This window comes from Alteromonas sp. ISO5, assembly GCF_058105165.1.
Map to the genome: position 1 here is coordinate 4,556,445 of NZ_CM176572.1, position 15,989 is coordinate 4,572,433.

Annotated in this window: 24 protein-coding genes; 8 read left to right on the top strand and 16 right to left on the bottom strand. The window is 50.3% G+C overall.

Features of this window, described 5'->3' with window-relative positions; genetic code table 11:
- Positions 1-405: 405 nt before the first annotated feature.
- Both AC2T0J_RS20565 and AC2T0J_RS20570 read right to left on the bottom strand, forming a co-directional pair.
- Positions 406-1,254 (bottom strand): HDOD domain-containing protein, encoded by an 849-nt coding sequence (locus AC2T0J_RS20565; protein WP_489807607.1) that lies wholly within the window; start codon positions 1,252-1,254, stop codon positions 406-408.
- Between the two features lie 114 nt (positions 1,255-1,368).
- The gene (locus AC2T0J_RS20570; protein WP_489807608.1) at positions 1,369-2,403 is read right to left on the bottom strand and encodes a 2-dehydropantoate 2-reductase; all 1,035 of its coding nucleotides are present in this window, start codon (positions 2,401-2,403) and stop codon (positions 1,369-1,371) included.
- Between the two features lie 106 nt (positions 2,404-2,509).
- On the opposite strand from AC2T0J_RS20570, the gene AC2T0J_RS20575 reads away from it, so the two are divergent.
- Positions 2,510-3,739 (top strand): glycosyltransferase, encoded by a 1,230-nt coding sequence (locus AC2T0J_RS20575; protein ID WP_489807609.1) that lies wholly within the window; start codon positions 2,510-2,512, stop codon positions 3,737-3,739.
- Positions 3,740-3,794: 55 nt separating this feature from the next.
- The gene (locus tag AC2T0J_RS20580; RefSeq protein ID WP_489807610.1) at positions 3,795-4,241 is read left to right on the top strand and encodes a hypothetical protein; all 447 of its coding nucleotides are present in this window, start codon (positions 3,795-3,797) and stop codon (positions 4,239-4,241) included.
- Here AC2T0J_RS20580 and AC2T0J_RS20585 read toward each other — a convergent pair whose 3' ends face one another.
- Positions 4,242-4,652 carry a SufE family protein gene (locus AC2T0J_RS20585; RefSeq protein WP_489807611.1) on the bottom strand — a complete coding sequence of 137 codons (411 nt, stop codon included), beginning with the start codon at positions 4,650-4,652 and terminating at the stop codon, positions 4,242-4,244.
- Positions 4,639-5,010 carry a DUF2750 domain-containing protein gene (locus AC2T0J_RS20590; RefSeq protein WP_489807612.1) on the bottom strand — a complete coding sequence of 124 codons (372 nt, stop codon included), beginning with the start codon at positions 5,008-5,010 and terminating at the stop codon, positions 4,639-4,641. The genes AC2T0J_RS20585 and AC2T0J_RS20590 overlap by 14 nt, the downstream gene beginning before the upstream one ends.
- 138 nt (positions 5,011-5,148) lie before the next feature.
- Between AC2T0J_RS20590 and xthA the strand changes: the two genes are divergently transcribed.
- Positions 5,149-5,958, top strand: coding sequence for an exodeoxyribonuclease III (xthA, locus tag AC2T0J_RS20595; RefSeq protein ID WP_489807613.1), 810 nt, complete (start codon positions 5,149-5,151; stop codon positions 5,956-5,958).
- 3 nt (positions 5,959-5,961) lie between these two features.
- The gene (locus tag AC2T0J_RS20600; protein ID WP_489807614.1) at positions 5,962-6,612 is read left to right on the top strand and encodes an energy-coupling factor ABC transporter permease; all 651 of its coding nucleotides are present in this window, start codon (positions 5,962-5,964) and stop codon (positions 6,610-6,612) included.
- Positions 6,613-6,619: 7 nt separating this feature from the next.
- On the opposite strand, the gene AC2T0J_RS20605 is transcribed toward AC2T0J_RS20600, so the two are convergent.
- Positions 6,620-8,047, bottom strand: a complete 1,428-nt coding sequence (locus tag AC2T0J_RS20605) for an ATP-binding protein (RefSeq protein ID WP_489807615.1) — start codon at positions 8,045-8,047, stop codon at positions 6,620-6,622.
- Positions 8,044-8,748 (bottom strand): response regulator, encoded by a 705-nt coding sequence (locus tag AC2T0J_RS20610; RefSeq protein ID WP_489807616.1) that lies wholly within the window; start codon positions 8,746-8,748, stop codon positions 8,044-8,046. Before AC2T0J_RS20610 ends, AC2T0J_RS20605 begins: the two co-directional genes overlap by 4 nt.
- A gap of 153 nt (positions 8,749-8,901) precedes the next feature.
- Between AC2T0J_RS20610 and AC2T0J_RS20615 the strand changes: the two genes are divergently transcribed.
- Positions 8,902-9,294 (top strand): hypothetical protein, encoded by a 393-nt coding sequence (locus tag AC2T0J_RS20615; RefSeq protein ID WP_489807617.1) that lies wholly within the window; start codon positions 8,902-8,904, stop codon positions 9,292-9,294.
- Between the two features lie 44 nt (positions 9,295-9,338).
- On the opposite strand, the gene AC2T0J_RS20620 is transcribed toward AC2T0J_RS20615, so the two are convergent.
- From AC2T0J_RS20620 to AC2T0J_RS20630, 3 genes are read right to left on the bottom strand one after another with little or no spacing between them, the layout of a single operon-like run.
- Complete coding sequence (locus AC2T0J_RS20620) at positions 9,339-9,875, bottom strand: GNAT family N-acetyltransferase (protein ID WP_489807618.1); 537 nt, start codon at positions 9,873-9,875, stop codon at positions 9,339-9,341.
- A complete protein-coding gene (locus tag AC2T0J_RS20625) occupies positions 9,856-10,173 on the bottom strand; it encodes a hypothetical protein (RefSeq protein ID WP_489807619.1) in 318 nt (105 codons plus the stop codon). Before AC2T0J_RS20625 ends, AC2T0J_RS20620 begins: the two co-directional genes overlap by 20 nt.
- Positions 10,130-10,588: a YaiI/YqxD family protein gene (locus tag AC2T0J_RS20630; RefSeq protein ID WP_489807620.1), complete on the bottom strand. Its 459-nt coding sequence runs from the start codon at positions 10,586-10,588 to the stop codon at positions 10,130-10,132. Before AC2T0J_RS20630 ends, AC2T0J_RS20625 begins: the two co-directional genes overlap by 44 nt.
- Positions 10,589-10,803: 215 nt before the next feature.
- On the opposite strand from AC2T0J_RS20630, the gene AC2T0J_RS20635 reads away from it, so the two are divergent.
- The 3 genes from AC2T0J_RS20635 to AC2T0J_RS20645 are packed head-to-tail and all read left to right on the top strand — an operon-like array spanning position 10,804 to position 12,398.
- The gene (locus AC2T0J_RS20635) at positions 10,804-11,334 is read left to right on the top strand and encodes a helix-turn-helix domain-containing protein (protein ID WP_489807621.1); all 531 of its coding nucleotides are present in this window, start codon (positions 10,804-10,806) and stop codon (positions 11,332-11,334) included.
- Positions 11,327-12,064 carry an AzlC family ABC transporter permease gene (locus AC2T0J_RS20640; protein ID WP_489807622.1) on the top strand — a complete coding sequence of 246 codons (738 nt, stop codon included), beginning with the start codon at positions 11,327-11,329 and terminating at the stop codon, positions 12,062-12,064. Before AC2T0J_RS20635 ends, AC2T0J_RS20640 begins: the two co-directional genes overlap by 8 nt.
- Positions 12,054-12,398 (top strand): AzlD domain-containing protein, encoded by a 345-nt coding sequence (locus AC2T0J_RS20645; protein WP_489807623.1) that lies wholly within the window; start codon positions 12,054-12,056, stop codon positions 12,396-12,398. The genes AC2T0J_RS20640 and AC2T0J_RS20645 overlap by 11 nt, the downstream gene beginning before the upstream one ends.
- Positions 12,399-12,437: 39 nt before the next feature.
- On the opposite strand, the gene AC2T0J_RS20650 is transcribed toward AC2T0J_RS20645, so the two are convergent.
- The 7 genes from AC2T0J_RS20650 to AC2T0J_RS20680 form a co-directional block, all read right to left on the bottom strand.
- The gene (locus tag AC2T0J_RS20650) at positions 12,438-12,695 is read right to left on the bottom strand and encodes a CHAT domain-containing protein (protein ID WP_489807624.1); all 258 of its coding nucleotides are present in this window, start codon (positions 12,693-12,695) and stop codon (positions 12,438-12,440) included.
- A gap of 39 nt (positions 12,696-12,734) precedes the next feature.
- A complete protein-coding gene (locus tag AC2T0J_RS20655; protein WP_489807625.1) occupies positions 12,735-12,932 on the bottom strand; it encodes a hypothetical protein in 198 nt (65 codons plus the stop codon).
- Between the two features lie 296 nt (positions 12,933-13,228).
- On the bottom strand, positions 13,229-14,062 hold the full coding sequence (locus AC2T0J_RS20660; RefSeq protein ID WP_489807626.1) for a flagellar assembly protein T N-terminal domain-containing protein: 834 nt from the start codon (positions 14,060-14,062) through the stop codon (positions 13,229-13,231).
- Positions 14,063-14,188: 126 nt separating this feature from the next.
- Positions 14,189-14,581 (bottom strand): Dabb family protein, encoded by a 393-nt coding sequence (locus AC2T0J_RS20665; protein ID WP_489807627.1) that lies wholly within the window; start codon positions 14,579-14,581, stop codon positions 14,189-14,191.
- Between the two features lie 87 nt (positions 14,582-14,668).
- Positions 14,669-14,806: a hypothetical protein gene (locus AC2T0J_RS20670; protein ID WP_489807628.1), complete on the bottom strand. Its 138-nt coding sequence runs from the start codon at positions 14,804-14,806 to the stop codon at positions 14,669-14,671.
- 127 nt (positions 14,807-14,933) lie between these two features.
- Positions 14,934-15,461 carry a phosphoribosyltransferase gene (locus AC2T0J_RS20675; RefSeq protein WP_489807629.1) on the bottom strand — a complete coding sequence of 176 codons (528 nt, stop codon included), beginning with the start codon at positions 15,459-15,461 and terminating at the stop codon, positions 14,934-14,936.
- Positions 15,462-15,589: 128 nt separating this feature from the next.
- The gene (locus AC2T0J_RS20680) at positions 15,590-15,901 is read right to left on the bottom strand and encodes a hypothetical protein (RefSeq protein ID WP_489807630.1); all 312 of its coding nucleotides are present in this window, start codon (positions 15,899-15,901) and stop codon (positions 15,590-15,592) included.
- Positions 15,902-15,989 lie beyond the last annotated feature (88 nt).

Genomic DNA, 15,989 nt, shown 5'->3' on the forward strand with positions numbered 1-15,989 from the left:
GTTATTACATTAAATTTAAGAAGTAAATTCAAATTAACATTTTTTTTACTATAAATTGCATCACCATTGTGATTTTTAGTTAGCGCCAAGAGCACAGCTGATTCATATATCACTAATCATGACAATTCCTTTAATAACATTAACTTGTATTGCTTTTATCCATTTTTCCAGGCTAATCAAAGGTAGCTATAGCAAGATTTTTAAGGTGATAGAAATACTCACTGCCCACATTACCCTGCTTTACTGTAATGAAAGCCAGACAATTGGCGAATTATTTGATTAACAATTAGACAAAGGTGGAATAAGGCATATATTGGTAAAACACCAGCATTAGCGGCCGATTTTATGTAAGCGCAATCATTGTTGCGTAACAATCGGTTTACTATCAGCCCTGACTATTCGGTTTCAGTAAAGCATAAAGGCACTGGGGTTGAATAAGCTCATCACACTGAGGCATTGGAGATTCGTAATGTCCAATGCGTCTTCAAGATCTTCGTGAGCCAGTCCCAGCGTTTCATGTAAATGGGGTAGCAGATTGTTATAGCTTGGATAAACATCGGTGTTAACGTTATCCAGTGCCAATACATACGACAACTGCAGGATCTGGACATCCAGGTCGGTAGCCGGTGTGTCGGTGTTGTGAATATGAACCAAAGGATGGCTGATAGCCTTGGGAATGCCCCAGTTTTTAATAATTTCAGCAGACAGAGCCGCATAGGTGAACCCACAGATAGCCTGTTGCAACTCCGCAGGCTTAACCCTGGCATTAAACGCAGTACAGCGTTGCGCTTTCTTGGGATACACGGAAACCATGGCCAGTTCACCAATGTTATGCAACAGCCCGGACACAAACAGCCGCTCTGACTCTTTGTGTTTCTTTTGCTCAGCAATGTATTTGGCCAGCAAACCACAACTGACGCTCTGCTCCCAGAATCGGTCCAGATCAATAATTTTGGCTTCAACATTACGAAACGCGTGGGAAATACCATAGGCTAACGCCAAATCATAGGCGGCACGGGTGCCTATCACCTGCAGTGCTTTGGTGATAGTGTCGATACGGTTGGGGAACTTGTACAACGCACTGTTTGCCACTTTTAACAGCTGCCCGGTCAGCGCCGGGTCGAAGGCAATGATCTCGCCGATATCATCCATGCTGGCAGCGCTATCATCCATGCACGCTTTCAGCCGGGTCACAGCTTCAGGTAACACGAATATCTCGATAGCTTGTGAAGCAATTTCAGACACATTTTTCATATTAAAGCCTCTGCTGCGAAAGCAATCCTTTTCAATACTTATTCACAACACTTTCCATACTCTGCTCTACTGATATAGCGCATCTCGGCTGGCACTGCCACTAAATTGGCGCCATTATTCCAAGTGTAGCTCAAATTTCAAAGTATTCCCGTCCAAAGGGCATCGCGCTGCGACTAGCGCCGAGGTTTCAAGGGATTTCACCAACTGGGCCACGCTTTTGTTTATTGGGCATGATACCCCGGCTAAGGAGCCCTGCTCTGCCACTGCGCCGTTGAGAAAATCAATTTCGGTCAAACGCCCGGCCTGCAAATCCCACCACATGGAAGAGCGCGCAGTAGGTTCAATATGTAACATGGCACTGGCCAGTCGCTTAAACAGCCAGTCAGGTAGTCGTAAAACGGCCGGTAAATAGCGTGCCGGTACCCGGGTTAGCCTGGGGAGCTTGATATTACGGGCCGAGGTTACCGCCAGCAGTTCATCCATCAGCGCCGCAATAATCTGCCGGCAATCTCTGTCGAGCAGCATGGTCCTGACCGGCTGGTTAACAATAGCATTGATACTGTTTGCCAGGTTGAGCTGCAGCTTAGCCCAGGCAACGGCTTCAATATCCTCGCGCCAGGAGAGTGTTAGCAGCTTGTGCTGCACCGCGCCCAGCGCATTCGCCGCGGCGGCATCAAGCGCCTCTGGCTGTTCCAGGTAATACTCGCCTTCAGTAGTCTTTTGCAGTTGCTTTAGCGATTCATTCCACATCACGTTGCAACCCACAATCCCGTGTAAAACGCGAATGTCCGGTAAATATTGTCGGCCAAGTGCCGCTGCGCCAAGTCCGTTTTGACAGCACACGACAATACAGTCCGGCGCTACTAACGGCTGTAAACGTGTCAACACGTCAGCTAACGCGGTATTTTTAACCGTCAGCCAGATAACGCTGCGTTCAATTCGGGCCGGTAAATCCACCAGGCATGCCCCGGCGCGGGCTTTATATACCGCTTCATTACCAGCATAGTCGGTCAGGGTTATGCCCGAAGCCAGCCGCTCCAGCCAGGTTGGACGACCAATAAAAGTCACGCGGGCAGACTGACCAATAATGCCGCCCAGAAAGCTGCCAATTAAACCACTACCCACAATGACATGCTGATATTGCGCCATAAAAAAATTATCCGGCCGCTAAAAAGGTTTACTTATGTTACCCGACTTTGCTCGTTCGCAAAGGAGAAGCCATGGTATATTTGCAGTTTTTAGTATTGAGCCTGATATGACAGAAAAGGTGTTGATAATTGGCGCCGTGTGGCCGGAGTCAAAATCCTCCGCTGCCGGGCAGAATATGGCAGCGTTGATAAAACGGTTTGCCGCCTGGGACTACAGCATCCACTTCGCCAGCGCAGCAGCTGACAGTTTGCATATGGATAACGACTTACTCCACGAGTGTACGCTGCACTCGATCAGTCTGAACGACGCTTCGTTCGATACCTTCGTTGAGCAGTTAAACCCTGCGATTGTTATCTTCGACCGCTTTATGACCGAAGAGCAATTTTCAGCTCGGGTTAAACAGCACTGCCCCAATGCACTGCATATTCTCAATACCGAGGATTTACACAGTGTGCGTCATGCCCGTCACGAAGCGGTCAGGCAAGGCCTTGCAACCAGTGACGCCCGATTAAATAATGCGTTTTCACAGCGCGAAATAGCCGCCATTCTGCGCAGTGATATCAGCCTGATTATTTCATCGGCTGAATACCGCCTGCTCACTGAGTACTATCAGGTGCCCGCAAAGCAGTTGCAGTTATTTCCTTTACAGCAATCACTGAACGTTCCGCTTGAGTTGCCCGATTACCTGGCACGACAGCATTTCATTACCGTGGGTAATTTTCGTCACGCGCCGAACTGGGATGCGGTATTACAGTTAAAGCTACTGTGGCCGGCCATCCGGGCACGGTTACCTAACGCCGAATTACACATTTACGGGGCTTATCCGCCGAAAAAAGCCACCCAGCTACACAATGCTAAACAAGGCTTTTTAATTAAAGGCTGGGTAGACAATATTGGCCAGGCAATGGCCAGCGCCCGAATTTGCCTGGCACCGCTGCGCTTTGGCGCTGGGATCAAAGGTAAACTACTAACGGCCATGCAATACGCTACGCCCAGTGTCACTACAGAGATTGGTGCCGAAGGCATTGCGTGTGCTGAAGAGTGGCCCGGTAAGGTAGTCAGCTTAACGCCGCCACAGGCGTTTATCGATGCAGCCTGCAAACTTTACCTTGAAGAGGCGCAGTGGCAACAGGCCAGTCAACAGGCTAAAACTGTTATCACGGCCTACCAGAACGCTCAGCGCCAGGCGCAAGCTGACTTATTAAAGAAAATCACTACCGCCCGTAACGATTTACCAGCATTTCGCCAGGGCTTGTTTCTGCACAGCCTGATGTGGCATCACAGTCTGCGTGCTTCGCAGTTTATGAGTCAGTGGATAGAGGCTAAAAACCGCTAATCAGTTTTCAGGTTAATCACGTATACACAATGAGGGTCACTAACAGGACAGTCGAATGAGGCATTACCTTACACTGGGAATGGGCATGCTTTTGCTCACTTTCTGCCATGCTGCCGGCGCTCAGTCACGCCTGGCACCACATAACATGATGGCGCTTTGCCAGGGGCTTGGCCAAGCTACGGCATCAGTGGCACTGGGGCGTTCACAGGGTGTCCCCGACGATGAAAACGAAGGTATGCAAGTGCTCAGGCGTATCTCTGCGCACAGCGGCAAGGATTTTGTCAGCCACATTACCAAGTTTCTCAACCAGTCGAAGGAACTGCCGTCGTTGTGGCAGGGCATGCTTTATACCCACGCCTGCTGGCACAGTTATCAGGATAACCCGGCACAGGTGAGCCTGATGTCGTCGTTGCTGCCTTTTCGCTGCGATCTGAATAGCCCTGCCATGGAATGTATCGATAAAACGTTTCTGACCCTGCCCGGCCAGGCTGAGCAGATTTGATTAGTCGGCGACTGTCGCTTGCCGCCGTATCTGCCTTATCACTTCGGCGATACCACTGGCCCGGGACTGGCTCAGATAGCGTTCGAGCTGAATCGACGCAAACCAGTCATCAAAGTTGAAGGCAGCAATTTGCTCAGGCGAAAGTTGGTTTACTTTCTCCTGGATCACCGCCAGTACGCCACGAATAATTTTACTGTCTGACCAGGCCAGCATCGCTACATTCTGGTTAGCATCCACCGAAATCTGCAACCATACCCGGCTTTGACACCCCTGCACCTCGCTGTGCTCATTGCGAGCCTCTGCGCTTAGAGGATGCAGTGCCTTGCCAGCCAGCATCAGTTGCCGTAACAGATTATCCCATCCCTTAGTCTGCGCCAGTTGCCCGGCGAGATTGTTGCTACTCGTCGTCATCGGTCAGTTGTAACAGTAATTCGTCGGCCGACGTAACCATGCCTTCGCGCAGATTGCCTGAGGGGAATAATACCAGGCCAATCTGATTTTTTTTCAGACCCGGTAACCAGGTACCGGTAAACTCATCCAGCGCGATGGCCTGGGGCTTACTATCGGGTAAATCCTTACGTTGCCAGAACGCCACACTGGCTTCATCGGGCCATACCGGCAGACAAGTCTGGGTGTCACTATCGACCATTACCCAGCCATCGGTGCCCATCAGCCCCCAGATAGTGCGGGTTTCCAGTACCCGTTCAACCAATAATTCTCCCCGCTCGCGGGCCGGAAGCTGACTTTCCTGTTCTGTTTGTGCCGTCATGTTGTTACTCAGTGAATTGTTTGCGCCGATTATACCTGTTTCTGACAATTTGTAAGCCCGAGCGTAACAGGCGGTTAAGCTCAGGCTGGCTTTCTGGTACTATGCCCGGCATCGAAGGTTTATCTATCCGTGGATTCAATGAAAGTCATCTCTTTTAACATTAACGGCATTCGTGCCCGCATTCATCAGTTAACTGCCCTTATCGAAAAGCACCAGCCGGATGTAGTGGGGTTACAGGAAATCAAAGTCGATAATCCCCAGTTCCCGGTGGCCGACGTAGAAGCACTGGGTTATAACGTGTATTTCCATGGTCAGAAAGGTCACTATGGCGTGGCTTTTATGACTAAGCAAACGCCAAACAGGGTGCAATATGGATTTCCTACCGACGATGAAGACGCCCAACGTCGCATGATTATGATCACGGTAGAAAATGACCAGGGCGAGCCAGTTACCCTGCTCAACGGCTATTTTCCACAGGGCGAAAACCGCAGTCACGAAACCAAATTCCCGGCCAAGCAAAAGTTCTATGCCGACCTGATGCACTATGTCACCAGCGAACACACACCTGAAGATAACCTGGTGATCATGGGAGATATGAATATTTCCCATACCGACAGTGACATTGGCATTGGCGAAGATAACCGCAAGCGTTGGTTACGCACCGGAAAATGCAGCTTTTTGCCAGAGGAACGGGAATGGCTTAACAGGCTGCTGAACTGGGGACTTTACGACAGTTTCCGTAGTCAGCACCCGGACTGCACCGATCAGTTTAGCTGGTTTGATTACCGTTCCAAAGGCTTTAACGATAACCGGGGACTCAGAATCGATCTGATCCTGGCGACTCAAAGTATGCATAATAAGTTGCAGGAAACCGGTATCGACTACGAACTTCGTGGTATCGAAAAGCCTTCTGACCATGCCCCAATCTGGGCCACTTACAAAGGATAAACCATGACCACATTACAACTGGTCGGGCTGTGTTTATTTGTGGTGTTGCTGGGATTTATTGTCCGCAACATCCACTGGCCCGAGTTTGTTGCCTCTAAACAAAAACAGCATATGCTGTTTGGCTGCGCAGCCGCGGTGTTCTTTTTATGGATCTTTCGCGCCAGTGTGCCCGGTGATCCGAGTCCCAGCGTGCACTTTATGTGGTTGGTAGCACTCGCGCTTATTCTCGGCTTTCGTTACGCCATGATTGCTGCCACCATTGCCCTGTTGGGTGCTACCGTAATAGGCAAAGAAAGCTGGGCCATGTTTGGCATTAACGGGATGCTTGGCATTGCTGCCCCCATCGCCTTTAGCTACATGTTGTTTATGCTGGCTTTTCACAAGCTGCCCAGAAATCTGTTTATTTATGTCTTTCTGTGCGCCTTTATTCCCGGCGCGTTGGCCATTACACTCAAAATTGCCCTGATGAGCGGCTATTATGTACTGGATGGGGTTTACAGCTGGTCAACGGTGAAAGACACCTATCTCATCCTCATTCCGTTACTGCTGTTTCCCGAGGGGATGTTAAATGGCATGACCATGACCATTCTGATTATTTACTTTCCGGGTCTTGCTTACACCTTCCACGATAAATTCTATATCGACGGTAAGTAGACCCTGGCTAGTTTCGTGTTGTCTGGGTGGCAATGCGAAACTTAAGCGTTACACACAAACCACCAGCCGGCGCTAAAGCAAAGGTTATTTCGCCTTCGTTGAGGCGCATGGCTTCAGCCGTGATGGCAAGCCCGAGGCCTAATCCTCCGGTATCAGAATTGCGTGCACTGTCGGTACGATAAAACGCTTTAGTCAGTCGCTCAAACTCTTCAGGAGCCACGCCGGGCCCATCGTCGCAAATCACCACCTTAAACCACTCATCATCCCGTTCACAGCGCAGTGATACCGATGTACTGGCATACTTAAAGGCATTGCGGACTACATTTTCGATAGCGGTGACAAAAGGTTCCTCATAAACACATAAGGTGGCTCGGCACAACGAATGTTGCCAGGCAATGTTCATCGCTTTGGCTTCAAAAGCGGCGTCTTCACATAATTCACCAAGTAATGCTTCTGTGGTGAGTAACTGGCGGCCCTGCTGAATGGCATGGGATTCCATGGTCGTCAGGTCGCTTAAGCGCTGAATATGCAAATTCAGCAATTCGCATTCCCTCTCAGCCCGCTCCAGCAGTGGTAGAATGGCTGCGTCATCTGACTTGTTGCGCACCAGCGCCAGCGTCATTTGCAGTCGGGTTAAAGGCGTTCGCAGCTCATGGGAAATGTCGGCACTCTGGCGTTTCTGATTCTGGATCAGGGCAGCAATCCGCGCGGTCATCTCATTAAACTGCTCAAACAGGCGGGCAAACTGTGCATTGGACGCAAAACGTTTATCCTCACTCGCCGGGTTATCCACCTCGACTTTGTGCGAAAGCTGTCCCCGCCCTACTGCCGTAAACGCGCTGCCAAGGCGGTTGAGGGGCTGAGCAATCGAGCGTACCAGCAAATAGCTCATCACACTGGTAACCACCAGAAAAATAGCAACAATACTCCACCATGGCATGGCGCGGAAAATTTCCATTGGCCGGGGCCGTTCCGGCCGCCACAGGATGAGCTTGAGATCGGGCCGCGATGGCAGCACACCCGGGCCGAGTAAACGGATCCAATCCAGATTAATATCGCGCAGGTGCTCACTTTGCAAAAAGTACCAGAAACGTGGGTTATCAAAGCGTTCCCGCAATGACTTGCGCAACGGCGCACTGCTCAGCACTATTTCAAGGTCGCTATCAATCACAAACCACTCAAAGGGCATGCGCCGGTCAGACTTATTTAGCTTCTGGCCAAGGTGTCGAAAATCCCCGTCACTATTGGCTATCAGGGCATCCACACGGCTTACCATGCCATTGAGCAGTTCGCGGTCTTTGCCGTGCAGGTGATTTTCGTCTGAAAACTGCTGAATAAGCACCGCAGGAATGGCAATCGACAGTACCGACACCAATAGGGTCAGCCAGAACCAGCCCAGTACTTTGACATTAAAACTACGAATGGGGCTTATCATCCGCTGAAAATCCCGTATCCCCTGCCGCGCTGACTTTTTATTTCACAAGCGCAGTCAGCCGCACCAAGCTTTTTGCGTAAATTGCTGATATGGGTATCGATACTGCGATCAAACGCCTGTAGTCGCCGCCCTAAGCACTGCTCCGACAAATCATCTTTACTGATCAGTTCGCCGGGGGCATTGGCGAGTTGTTTAAGCAGTGCAAACTCACTGCCGGTAAGCTCCAGCAACTGGTTGTTACAACGCGCTTCCATCCGCTGTATATCTAGTTGTAAATCGCCCAGCTCAATTCGCTTTGCCCGCGCGCCTGCCACGCTATTACCAAGCGTTTCACTACGATCCCTGGTGCGGCGCATAATGGCCCGGATACGGGCCAGCAATTCGCGATCGTTAAAAGGCTTGGCAAGGTAATCATCGGCGCCAAGCTCAAGACCCAGCACTTTGTCCAGATCATCGCCGCGGGCAGTCAGCATCAATACCGGTATTTCACTGTTTTGGCGCAGCACTTTCAGCACATCCAGACCATTCAGTTTAGGCAACATAACGTCCAGTAAAATTAATTCAATATGATCGTAGTGCAAAGCCGCGTTAAGACCTGACTCACCGTCTGCACAATGCAGAACTTCATAGCCGGACATACCGAGAAATTCGGTCAGCAGCTCCGCCAGGCCGGCATCATCTTCAATTAATAATATCGTCATATTTCTACTGTCTACATCTATTGCTTAAGGTAAATAATGCCTGACTTTTCACATGTTCACAGCACATTTGCATATCTTAACGTTACCTGACTTTTAAAGGTTTAGTATTCAATACGTCCTCATACGGGGAAGCCAATTAACCAGGAGAACCTGATGAAACGATTAATGAAAAAACTCAGTATTATTACCTGTGCCGCGATCATTGTTGGCACTGGCATCAGCGGCATGGCTATCGCCGCTAACAGCAACCAGCCGCAGGCAGAACGCGAAATGCCACTGCTACCGCCAATGATGGAAAAAATGGCCAAAAAGCTCAACCTTACCGATGCGCAACAAGCAGAGCTGAAAAGCTTGCGGGAACGTCAGCAGGCGTTGCGTACCGAGTTCTGGGAGGTCTTTACCGAAGAACAGAAAACCACCATGCTGCAGGCTATGATGAAGCACCGTAAAGACCGCGGTGGTGATAAACACTTCCGTAAGGATCATCACAAGGGCAAGCGTGGAGACCGGGGCGAACGGCCGGATGGTCCGAACCCGTCCCGCTAAAATTTACTCTTCCCAACTTTGGCCGCTTCACTCAGCGGCCTTTTTTATGTCGCAGGCTTTTCCTCTACCACGTAGCGCCATACTACTGTGCCGTCATCCATGTCGACTTCACTTTCCAGTTTGCCGCCACAGTGCTCTATCATCCCCCGCGAGGCAAGGTTATCTTTATAACAATGAATATGCACATCACCGATTCCCTGCTGGCGGGCAAAGTCGATAGATTGTTGCATCAGATAATTACCCAGCGACTGGCCACGGGCTGATGGCCTAACGCCAAGACCAATATGCCCACCGGCATAGCGCAGGTTATCGTTAAGCGTATGACGGATATTGGCTACTGCCAGTAATTCATTCCCGGCAATCAGCCACAGCGTGGTGCTCGTCACATAGCCATCCGGCAGATTCACACCCGCGGCGAAATCAGCAATTTTTTGCAGCATGGCCGCAAAATCGCGATGGTCAAAATCCATCGGGAAAGGATAGCGCTCTTCCTCGCCCAACTCTTCAATATAACGATTATAAGAGGCTTGCCAGGCCATACCGGGCGTTACCAGAGAGAGATCATCGTGGTTGATTATCATTCTTCTTCTCCGGTAAATCATTACACAATGCGCAGTACTGGTTACGATGAAAGTTCCACGCCCGCGTAACAGCAAATACACCAAGGCTAATCAAGGCCCAGAACAGCGCAAAGCTCAGTGAATCTTTCAGCGTATAGCCCTTAATGTATTGCGACAGGGTAAAAATACCGGTTAGTACGGGAAGCGCAATCGCATACTGACGTAACCACTTTTTAACCGGCATCGGCACAGAAAGCTCCTTTTGGTTTAGCTGGTTAATTCTGGCGTTGCCTGAATACCAGCCACTTATCCAGCTCATTACCAAAGGCCTGTTTTTCACTGGAACCCAGTGCCGGTGGTCCGCCGGTTTGTACACCGCTACTGCGCAGGGTATCCATAAAATCGCGGATATTAAGCCGTGACTTAATGTTTTCACGGGTAAACAGTTCGCCTCGCGGGCTCAGCGCCTGGGCGCCTTTGGCGATAACTTCATCGGCCAACGGAATATCACTGGTGATCACCAAATCATTTTCATTACAGCGTTGAACAATCTCATTATCGGCCACATCAAACCCCTGGGGCACCTGAATACTGTTTATAAACTTTGATGGCGGCGTGCGAATATACTGATTAGCAATGAGCGTTACCTCGGTTTTGGTGCGGTTTGCCGCCCGAAAAATAATGTCTTTTATAACCACCGGGCAGGCATCGGCATCAACCCAAATCTTTAGCATAAGTGATTTAACAGATAAATTAGCATGCCAGCAATCATCCTACGTGGTGCCTTGAATAGCAACCTTAATGCCTCGGATAGGTTTATTAATTATGCCCTCTCACAGCTCTCCTCTCATAGCATATGATCAGATGTTGAACCACTTATTACTTGACAATCAGTCGTTCTTTATATAGAACGTTCGATATATAGAACAACCCGACACCAACCCGAAATATGGATAAAGCATCACTTATCACCCTCGGCAAGCACCTTCAGCAACTTCGCCTCGAACGGGGACTGTCGTTATCGCAGCTGGCTGCCGATGCAGGCATTGCCAAGTCTAATTTGTCCCGGCTTGAACAAGGTAATGGAAATCCTACACTCGACACCATCTGGCGATTGGCAGTGCAGTTAAATATGCCATTTGGCGCACTGGTAGCGCCGGTTAACAGTACCTTTGGTGAAACTGGTATGGAGGTCAGGCTCATCGGTCAGGGCCAGGATAACCCGAAGGTGGATGCCTACTGGATGTCGATAGCGCCGCACACTAAGCGGCAGGCAGAGCCACACACCGCCGGTACCACGGAATCCATAACGCTGATAAGTGGCAGACTGGAAGTAGGCACAACAGACCATATCAAGCAACTAAGCGCTGGGGAAACCTTTACCTTTGTTGCCGACCAACCCCATCTATACGCCACCGATGAGCGCGGTGCCACGTTTGTAATCACCATTATTTATCATCAGGTCATACAGCATGAATAACCCCACCACCAGCGCTTTTTCCTTGTCGCCGTGGTTACAAGGCATGCGCGATGCCATGCCATTACTGGGCGGTTATATTCCGGTGGCAATTTCCTTTGGGCTCATTGCTACTCAGGCTGGCTTCAGTGTGTGGGAAGCCACTGCGATTTCGGCCCTGATTTACGCCGGCGCATCTCAGTTTCTGATGGTGGCGATGCTCGCCAGTGGCGCCTCACTGTGGCTAGTCGTGGTGATGACGCTATTGATTAATGCCCGTCACGTGGTGTACGCACCTAATTTAACGCCACTGCTCCCCCCCGGACGACGCTGGATAGTGTTGATGCACGGGCTCACCGATCAGGTGTTTGCACTGGCTCATAATCGTTTACCCCAGTTACCCATGGCAACGCGCCAGAGCTGGTATACCGGCGCCGCCCTGCTGGCCTGGATAAGCTGGGTACTGGGCACCACCTTGGGAGCTGTAGCCGGTGCCAGTCTGACGCAACGGTGGCCACTGCTAGGCGAGGTTATGCCCTTTGCCCTGCCGGCACTGTTTCTGGTGCTGATTGCGCCACGCTTTACATCGCCCCTGTGGTTTATTGTACTTGGGATCACCATAGGCAGCGCCTTATTGCTGGCTGCGCTGCAGTTTAGCAATGCTGCCATTCCCGTAGCAGCCGCGGCCGGCGCGCTGGCTTATTATGCCTTAATGGCACTTCTCCCTAAAACCGGAGCTGAGCATGGACACTAACACTTGGCTGGTTATATTACTCTGCGCGGCCGGCACATTTGTGATTCGAGCCCTGCCCCTGGTATGGACTCGTCGGCATCTGGCCCGTCAGCAAAGTGGTACGGCCAACACGCTGCCAACCTGGCTGGGCCTGCTGGGGCCGCTGATGATTGCCGCTATGTTTGGCGTTTCTCTGGTGCCAGTTCGTCAGGATTGGGTGGGGAGTGTCGCCACCGTAGCCGGTTGCGCAACCACGCTGATTAACTGGTATCACAGCCGTACTCTCGGCAAGCCGGTGTTTATTGGTGTGGTGGTGTTTGGGCTGGTTACCTTTGGGTTAACCCACCTGTTCTGACACGCTGGCCACCAAAGGTTAGCGGCCAGACCCGGTTTGCTAAAACGCCGCCCAGTAGTAAGGGTGCGCCTGATAACGGTTTTTAACGCCCAGCTGGGCATTTCGCAACGATTGTTGCTTATTCTGGTTTTGCAGGTTGTGGTACAGATTAACCATTAAGCGCGCCGTTGCCTCATCATCGACCATCCATAAGCTGCCCACGTTGTTGGCCGCGCCGGCAAACAAAAAGCCGTGAGTTAAACCAATTACATCGTCGCCGGACTGTACATCGCCCAGCGCGGTTTGTTTAACGCGCAAAAGAGTTTTAACAACCCGGCGAGTAGTAGTTTAGCCCGCTCAACTCCTCGATATACGGCTGTGCCGGGTACTTTTGTTTCGATAAATCAGCGACAGAGCATGCACCTCAAGGAGTGCCACCAGGTAACTGAACAAGCGGCCCTCGTTGACTTCCGCAGAGGTGTTTTGCTTTAACAGAGTATGGGCTTCCTGCGGCTTAGCAAAAGCGTCCTCGTATCCAGTGAATTCGAGCAGCATTTTAGCCTGCTAGCTCTGCACATAGCCCTGAAACTCCAGTTTATTCACATAGGTAAAATCCAGCCCGGGATAAAACCTCGTGCCCGGATCCGGATGGGCCAGCACATAATCGACGCATTGGGTAAACTTTTCGTATTCACGGATCTCCTAGGGCTTAATGACTGCCGGTAACCTCTGCCACCACTTCGGCTTAATTGCCTTCAGAAAACTGATTCATGTGGGAGGGAATAGACACACAGTCCTGTAGGCCAGGGAAAATAACGACTACTAAGTCTGTTAAGCGCATGATTAACTCCTTACTGAGTGATCACCACATCGGCAGACACCTCGGCAAACTCGGCAACTTCCGGCAGACTCTGCGGCACTGTGGTCTTGTCGGATGGCAGATTAACCGCTGTAATTTTAATACCCCGGGTGCGATTACGTACATCAGACGACGTTTGCGAATAATTGATAAGGTACATACCTGATACTGCAGAGGTTTGTAATTCACCTAAAGGATAGGTACTGGCATATAAGGTAAGCTGTTCCACGCCAATTGGCGGCGTGACTTCCAGCAAAAAGCTGTCTTTGGCATCGGGTACAGTGTACAGCACCTGGCCCTGAAAATGGTTTTCACTGCGGTATGGGTTGGGCAATAACTGCACCTGGGTACCGTCATTCATGGTATACACCAGGCGACCGAAAAAGGGTTTGTTGGCTTTCAGGTAGATATTCACCTGCTCGCCCACAGCATATTGCGCTTTGCTCAACCATAATTTTACCGTAAGGGGGATAGTCGGGTCGGCCAACAGCTCTTCACTGACAAACTGTTGGTCGATATTTTTTTGCGGCGTGACCTCTGCGCGAATAGTTACGGTTAAACAGCCGTCCTTTACCCGCCTGGACAATACTTTAAGGGTTTCTACTGAGGCATTGGAATAAGACTCTATCAGGTCTTCCACCACCACATAGTTGTTTACCTTGCTGTAACTGTCTACCGAGGTTTGCACCGCTTCGGCGGCATTGCGCCGGGCATCGGTAAGGGCCAGTTGCAGGCGCTGTGCGTCCCCTCCGTCGGCTTCACAGCTTTCGCCGGTTGCTTCAACAATAGAGGAATAACCCGCTAGAGTGCTCTGCGCAGACCACATCAACCATAATGCACCACAAATTATCGCTTTTTTAATCACCCTGATGACCCCAAAACTGCTGGCTATATGGCCTTACTTTAGTGAAGAAGCCGGGCTATTACAAACAACTTAATCCGCATCGCGGTCTTAGGGTTGAATAGCGTAATCAACCACAAAGACACCGTCGAGGATCTCAAGCTTGCCCAACAACTCGCCAAATTTGCTGTGCTGAGGGTGTGGTAAGTATTTATCCCGCGCTTCGGCATTTTTAAAGGTCATCTGGTAAATGTGCGTAAAACCCTGATCGAGGTTTTCCGGGCTATTATTAATGCCATACTCAAAATTCAGAATGCCTGGGATCTTATCTTTCAGCGCTCTGAAAGCATCCGTCACCTGCTGGATCTGGGCGGGCGTACTGCCCTCCTTGTACTTAAACACAACAATGTGCCTAACCGGCTCATATTCATCGTCTTCGGCCGCTAAACACCACGGTGATACCAACATCAATCCGACTATCGCTACCTTCCACCATTTCTGCATAATTGGTCTCAATTGTAAAAAAATGGGCTTTACCATAGCGATACCCGCCTAGCAGAGCAACGAGTATTTACCGGCGCAAGGTCAAATTCACAGCGCCTGGCGCAAAATATCGAAAACCGTAAGACCTAAAGCAATTAGCACAACGATGGCGCAAAAAGCCAGTAAGGTCGTCACCCCGGCACGCTCCTGCTCGGGTAGTGATTTCAGCCATTTTTTAATTGTCATAGTGTGTTCCTCACGCTGTAAAACTTGACTTGAATACTACCTGACGCAACACAAATTAACGACGAAAGTCACCCGACAGACGAGGTGACAACAGTATGACAGCATATAACATTCAATAACTTACAAACTACTCAGGCGCTCTCTCAAGCCGTGCAATATATGGCAGGTTGCGATTTTTATGCGCCCAGGGTAAGCCGTAGCCCACCAGCAGCTCATCACTTTGCAGGGCAAGTCCGTAATATTCCTGAGCCCCAACAGCCACCCGGCCCGGCTTCACAAATAAGGTCGCCACACTGATGGAGTTTACTGCATAGTGGGAACGGATATGCTCTACCAGGCGCTTCATGGTAGCGCCGGATTCAATAGCGTCATCCAGCAGAATAATCTCTTCACCGGCAAGCGGCACATTGGGGTGAAACACAATAGGCGATGCGTTATTTCGCTCACCTGGGGTGTGCGGACAGGAAATAGTTTCCATCAACACGTCAAAATTGAGTTGGCGCAGCAGATCGGCGCTAAAAAATATTCCGCCGGGTACCACTACAATCACCACCGCCCGCTCAAACTGCCTATTGAGTTGCGCAGCTACGCGCCTTACGCCGTCGCCAATTTGGGCGGCAGATAGCACACACGCACCAATTGCATTGTTTGTCATAAGCGCCTCGATTTAAAAGGTAGGTTCAAACATGACCACCAACAATATACTTGCCATCAACGCACGGCAAAAGTTATTACTCCGGTGTGCCGGCACATCTGGCGAAAAAGCGCGGCGAGACGACCAGATCAACTTTTGTTATCATTGTCGCCAGAGGTATAAAGCGTTTCTGTCGCTTGTTTTAAACCCGCCTGCGGTAAAAACTGATCACTGATAGTTAAAATAGCATGCAAGTTGTTTTGCAGTTTATCCAGGGGCAAGTCGCCAGGCACTATGGCCGTTTGCAGCAGATGCAACGCCATATCAGCCAGCAGTAAACGTTGCTTCTCATGCCAGGCATCATCCCCTTTACCTGCCGGGTGCGTAAGATAAGCCTTTTCAACCTGGGCATGAATGTCCCAGCTGTAGTCTATTATGGCTTGCCGTTCAGATGTTTTCATAAGCTCGTTGTGTGAAGTAGCGTTATGTGGAAGTTAATCATATCTTCGGTACTGATGAGCAACCAGTACGCCAGAAAATTTAGCCAAA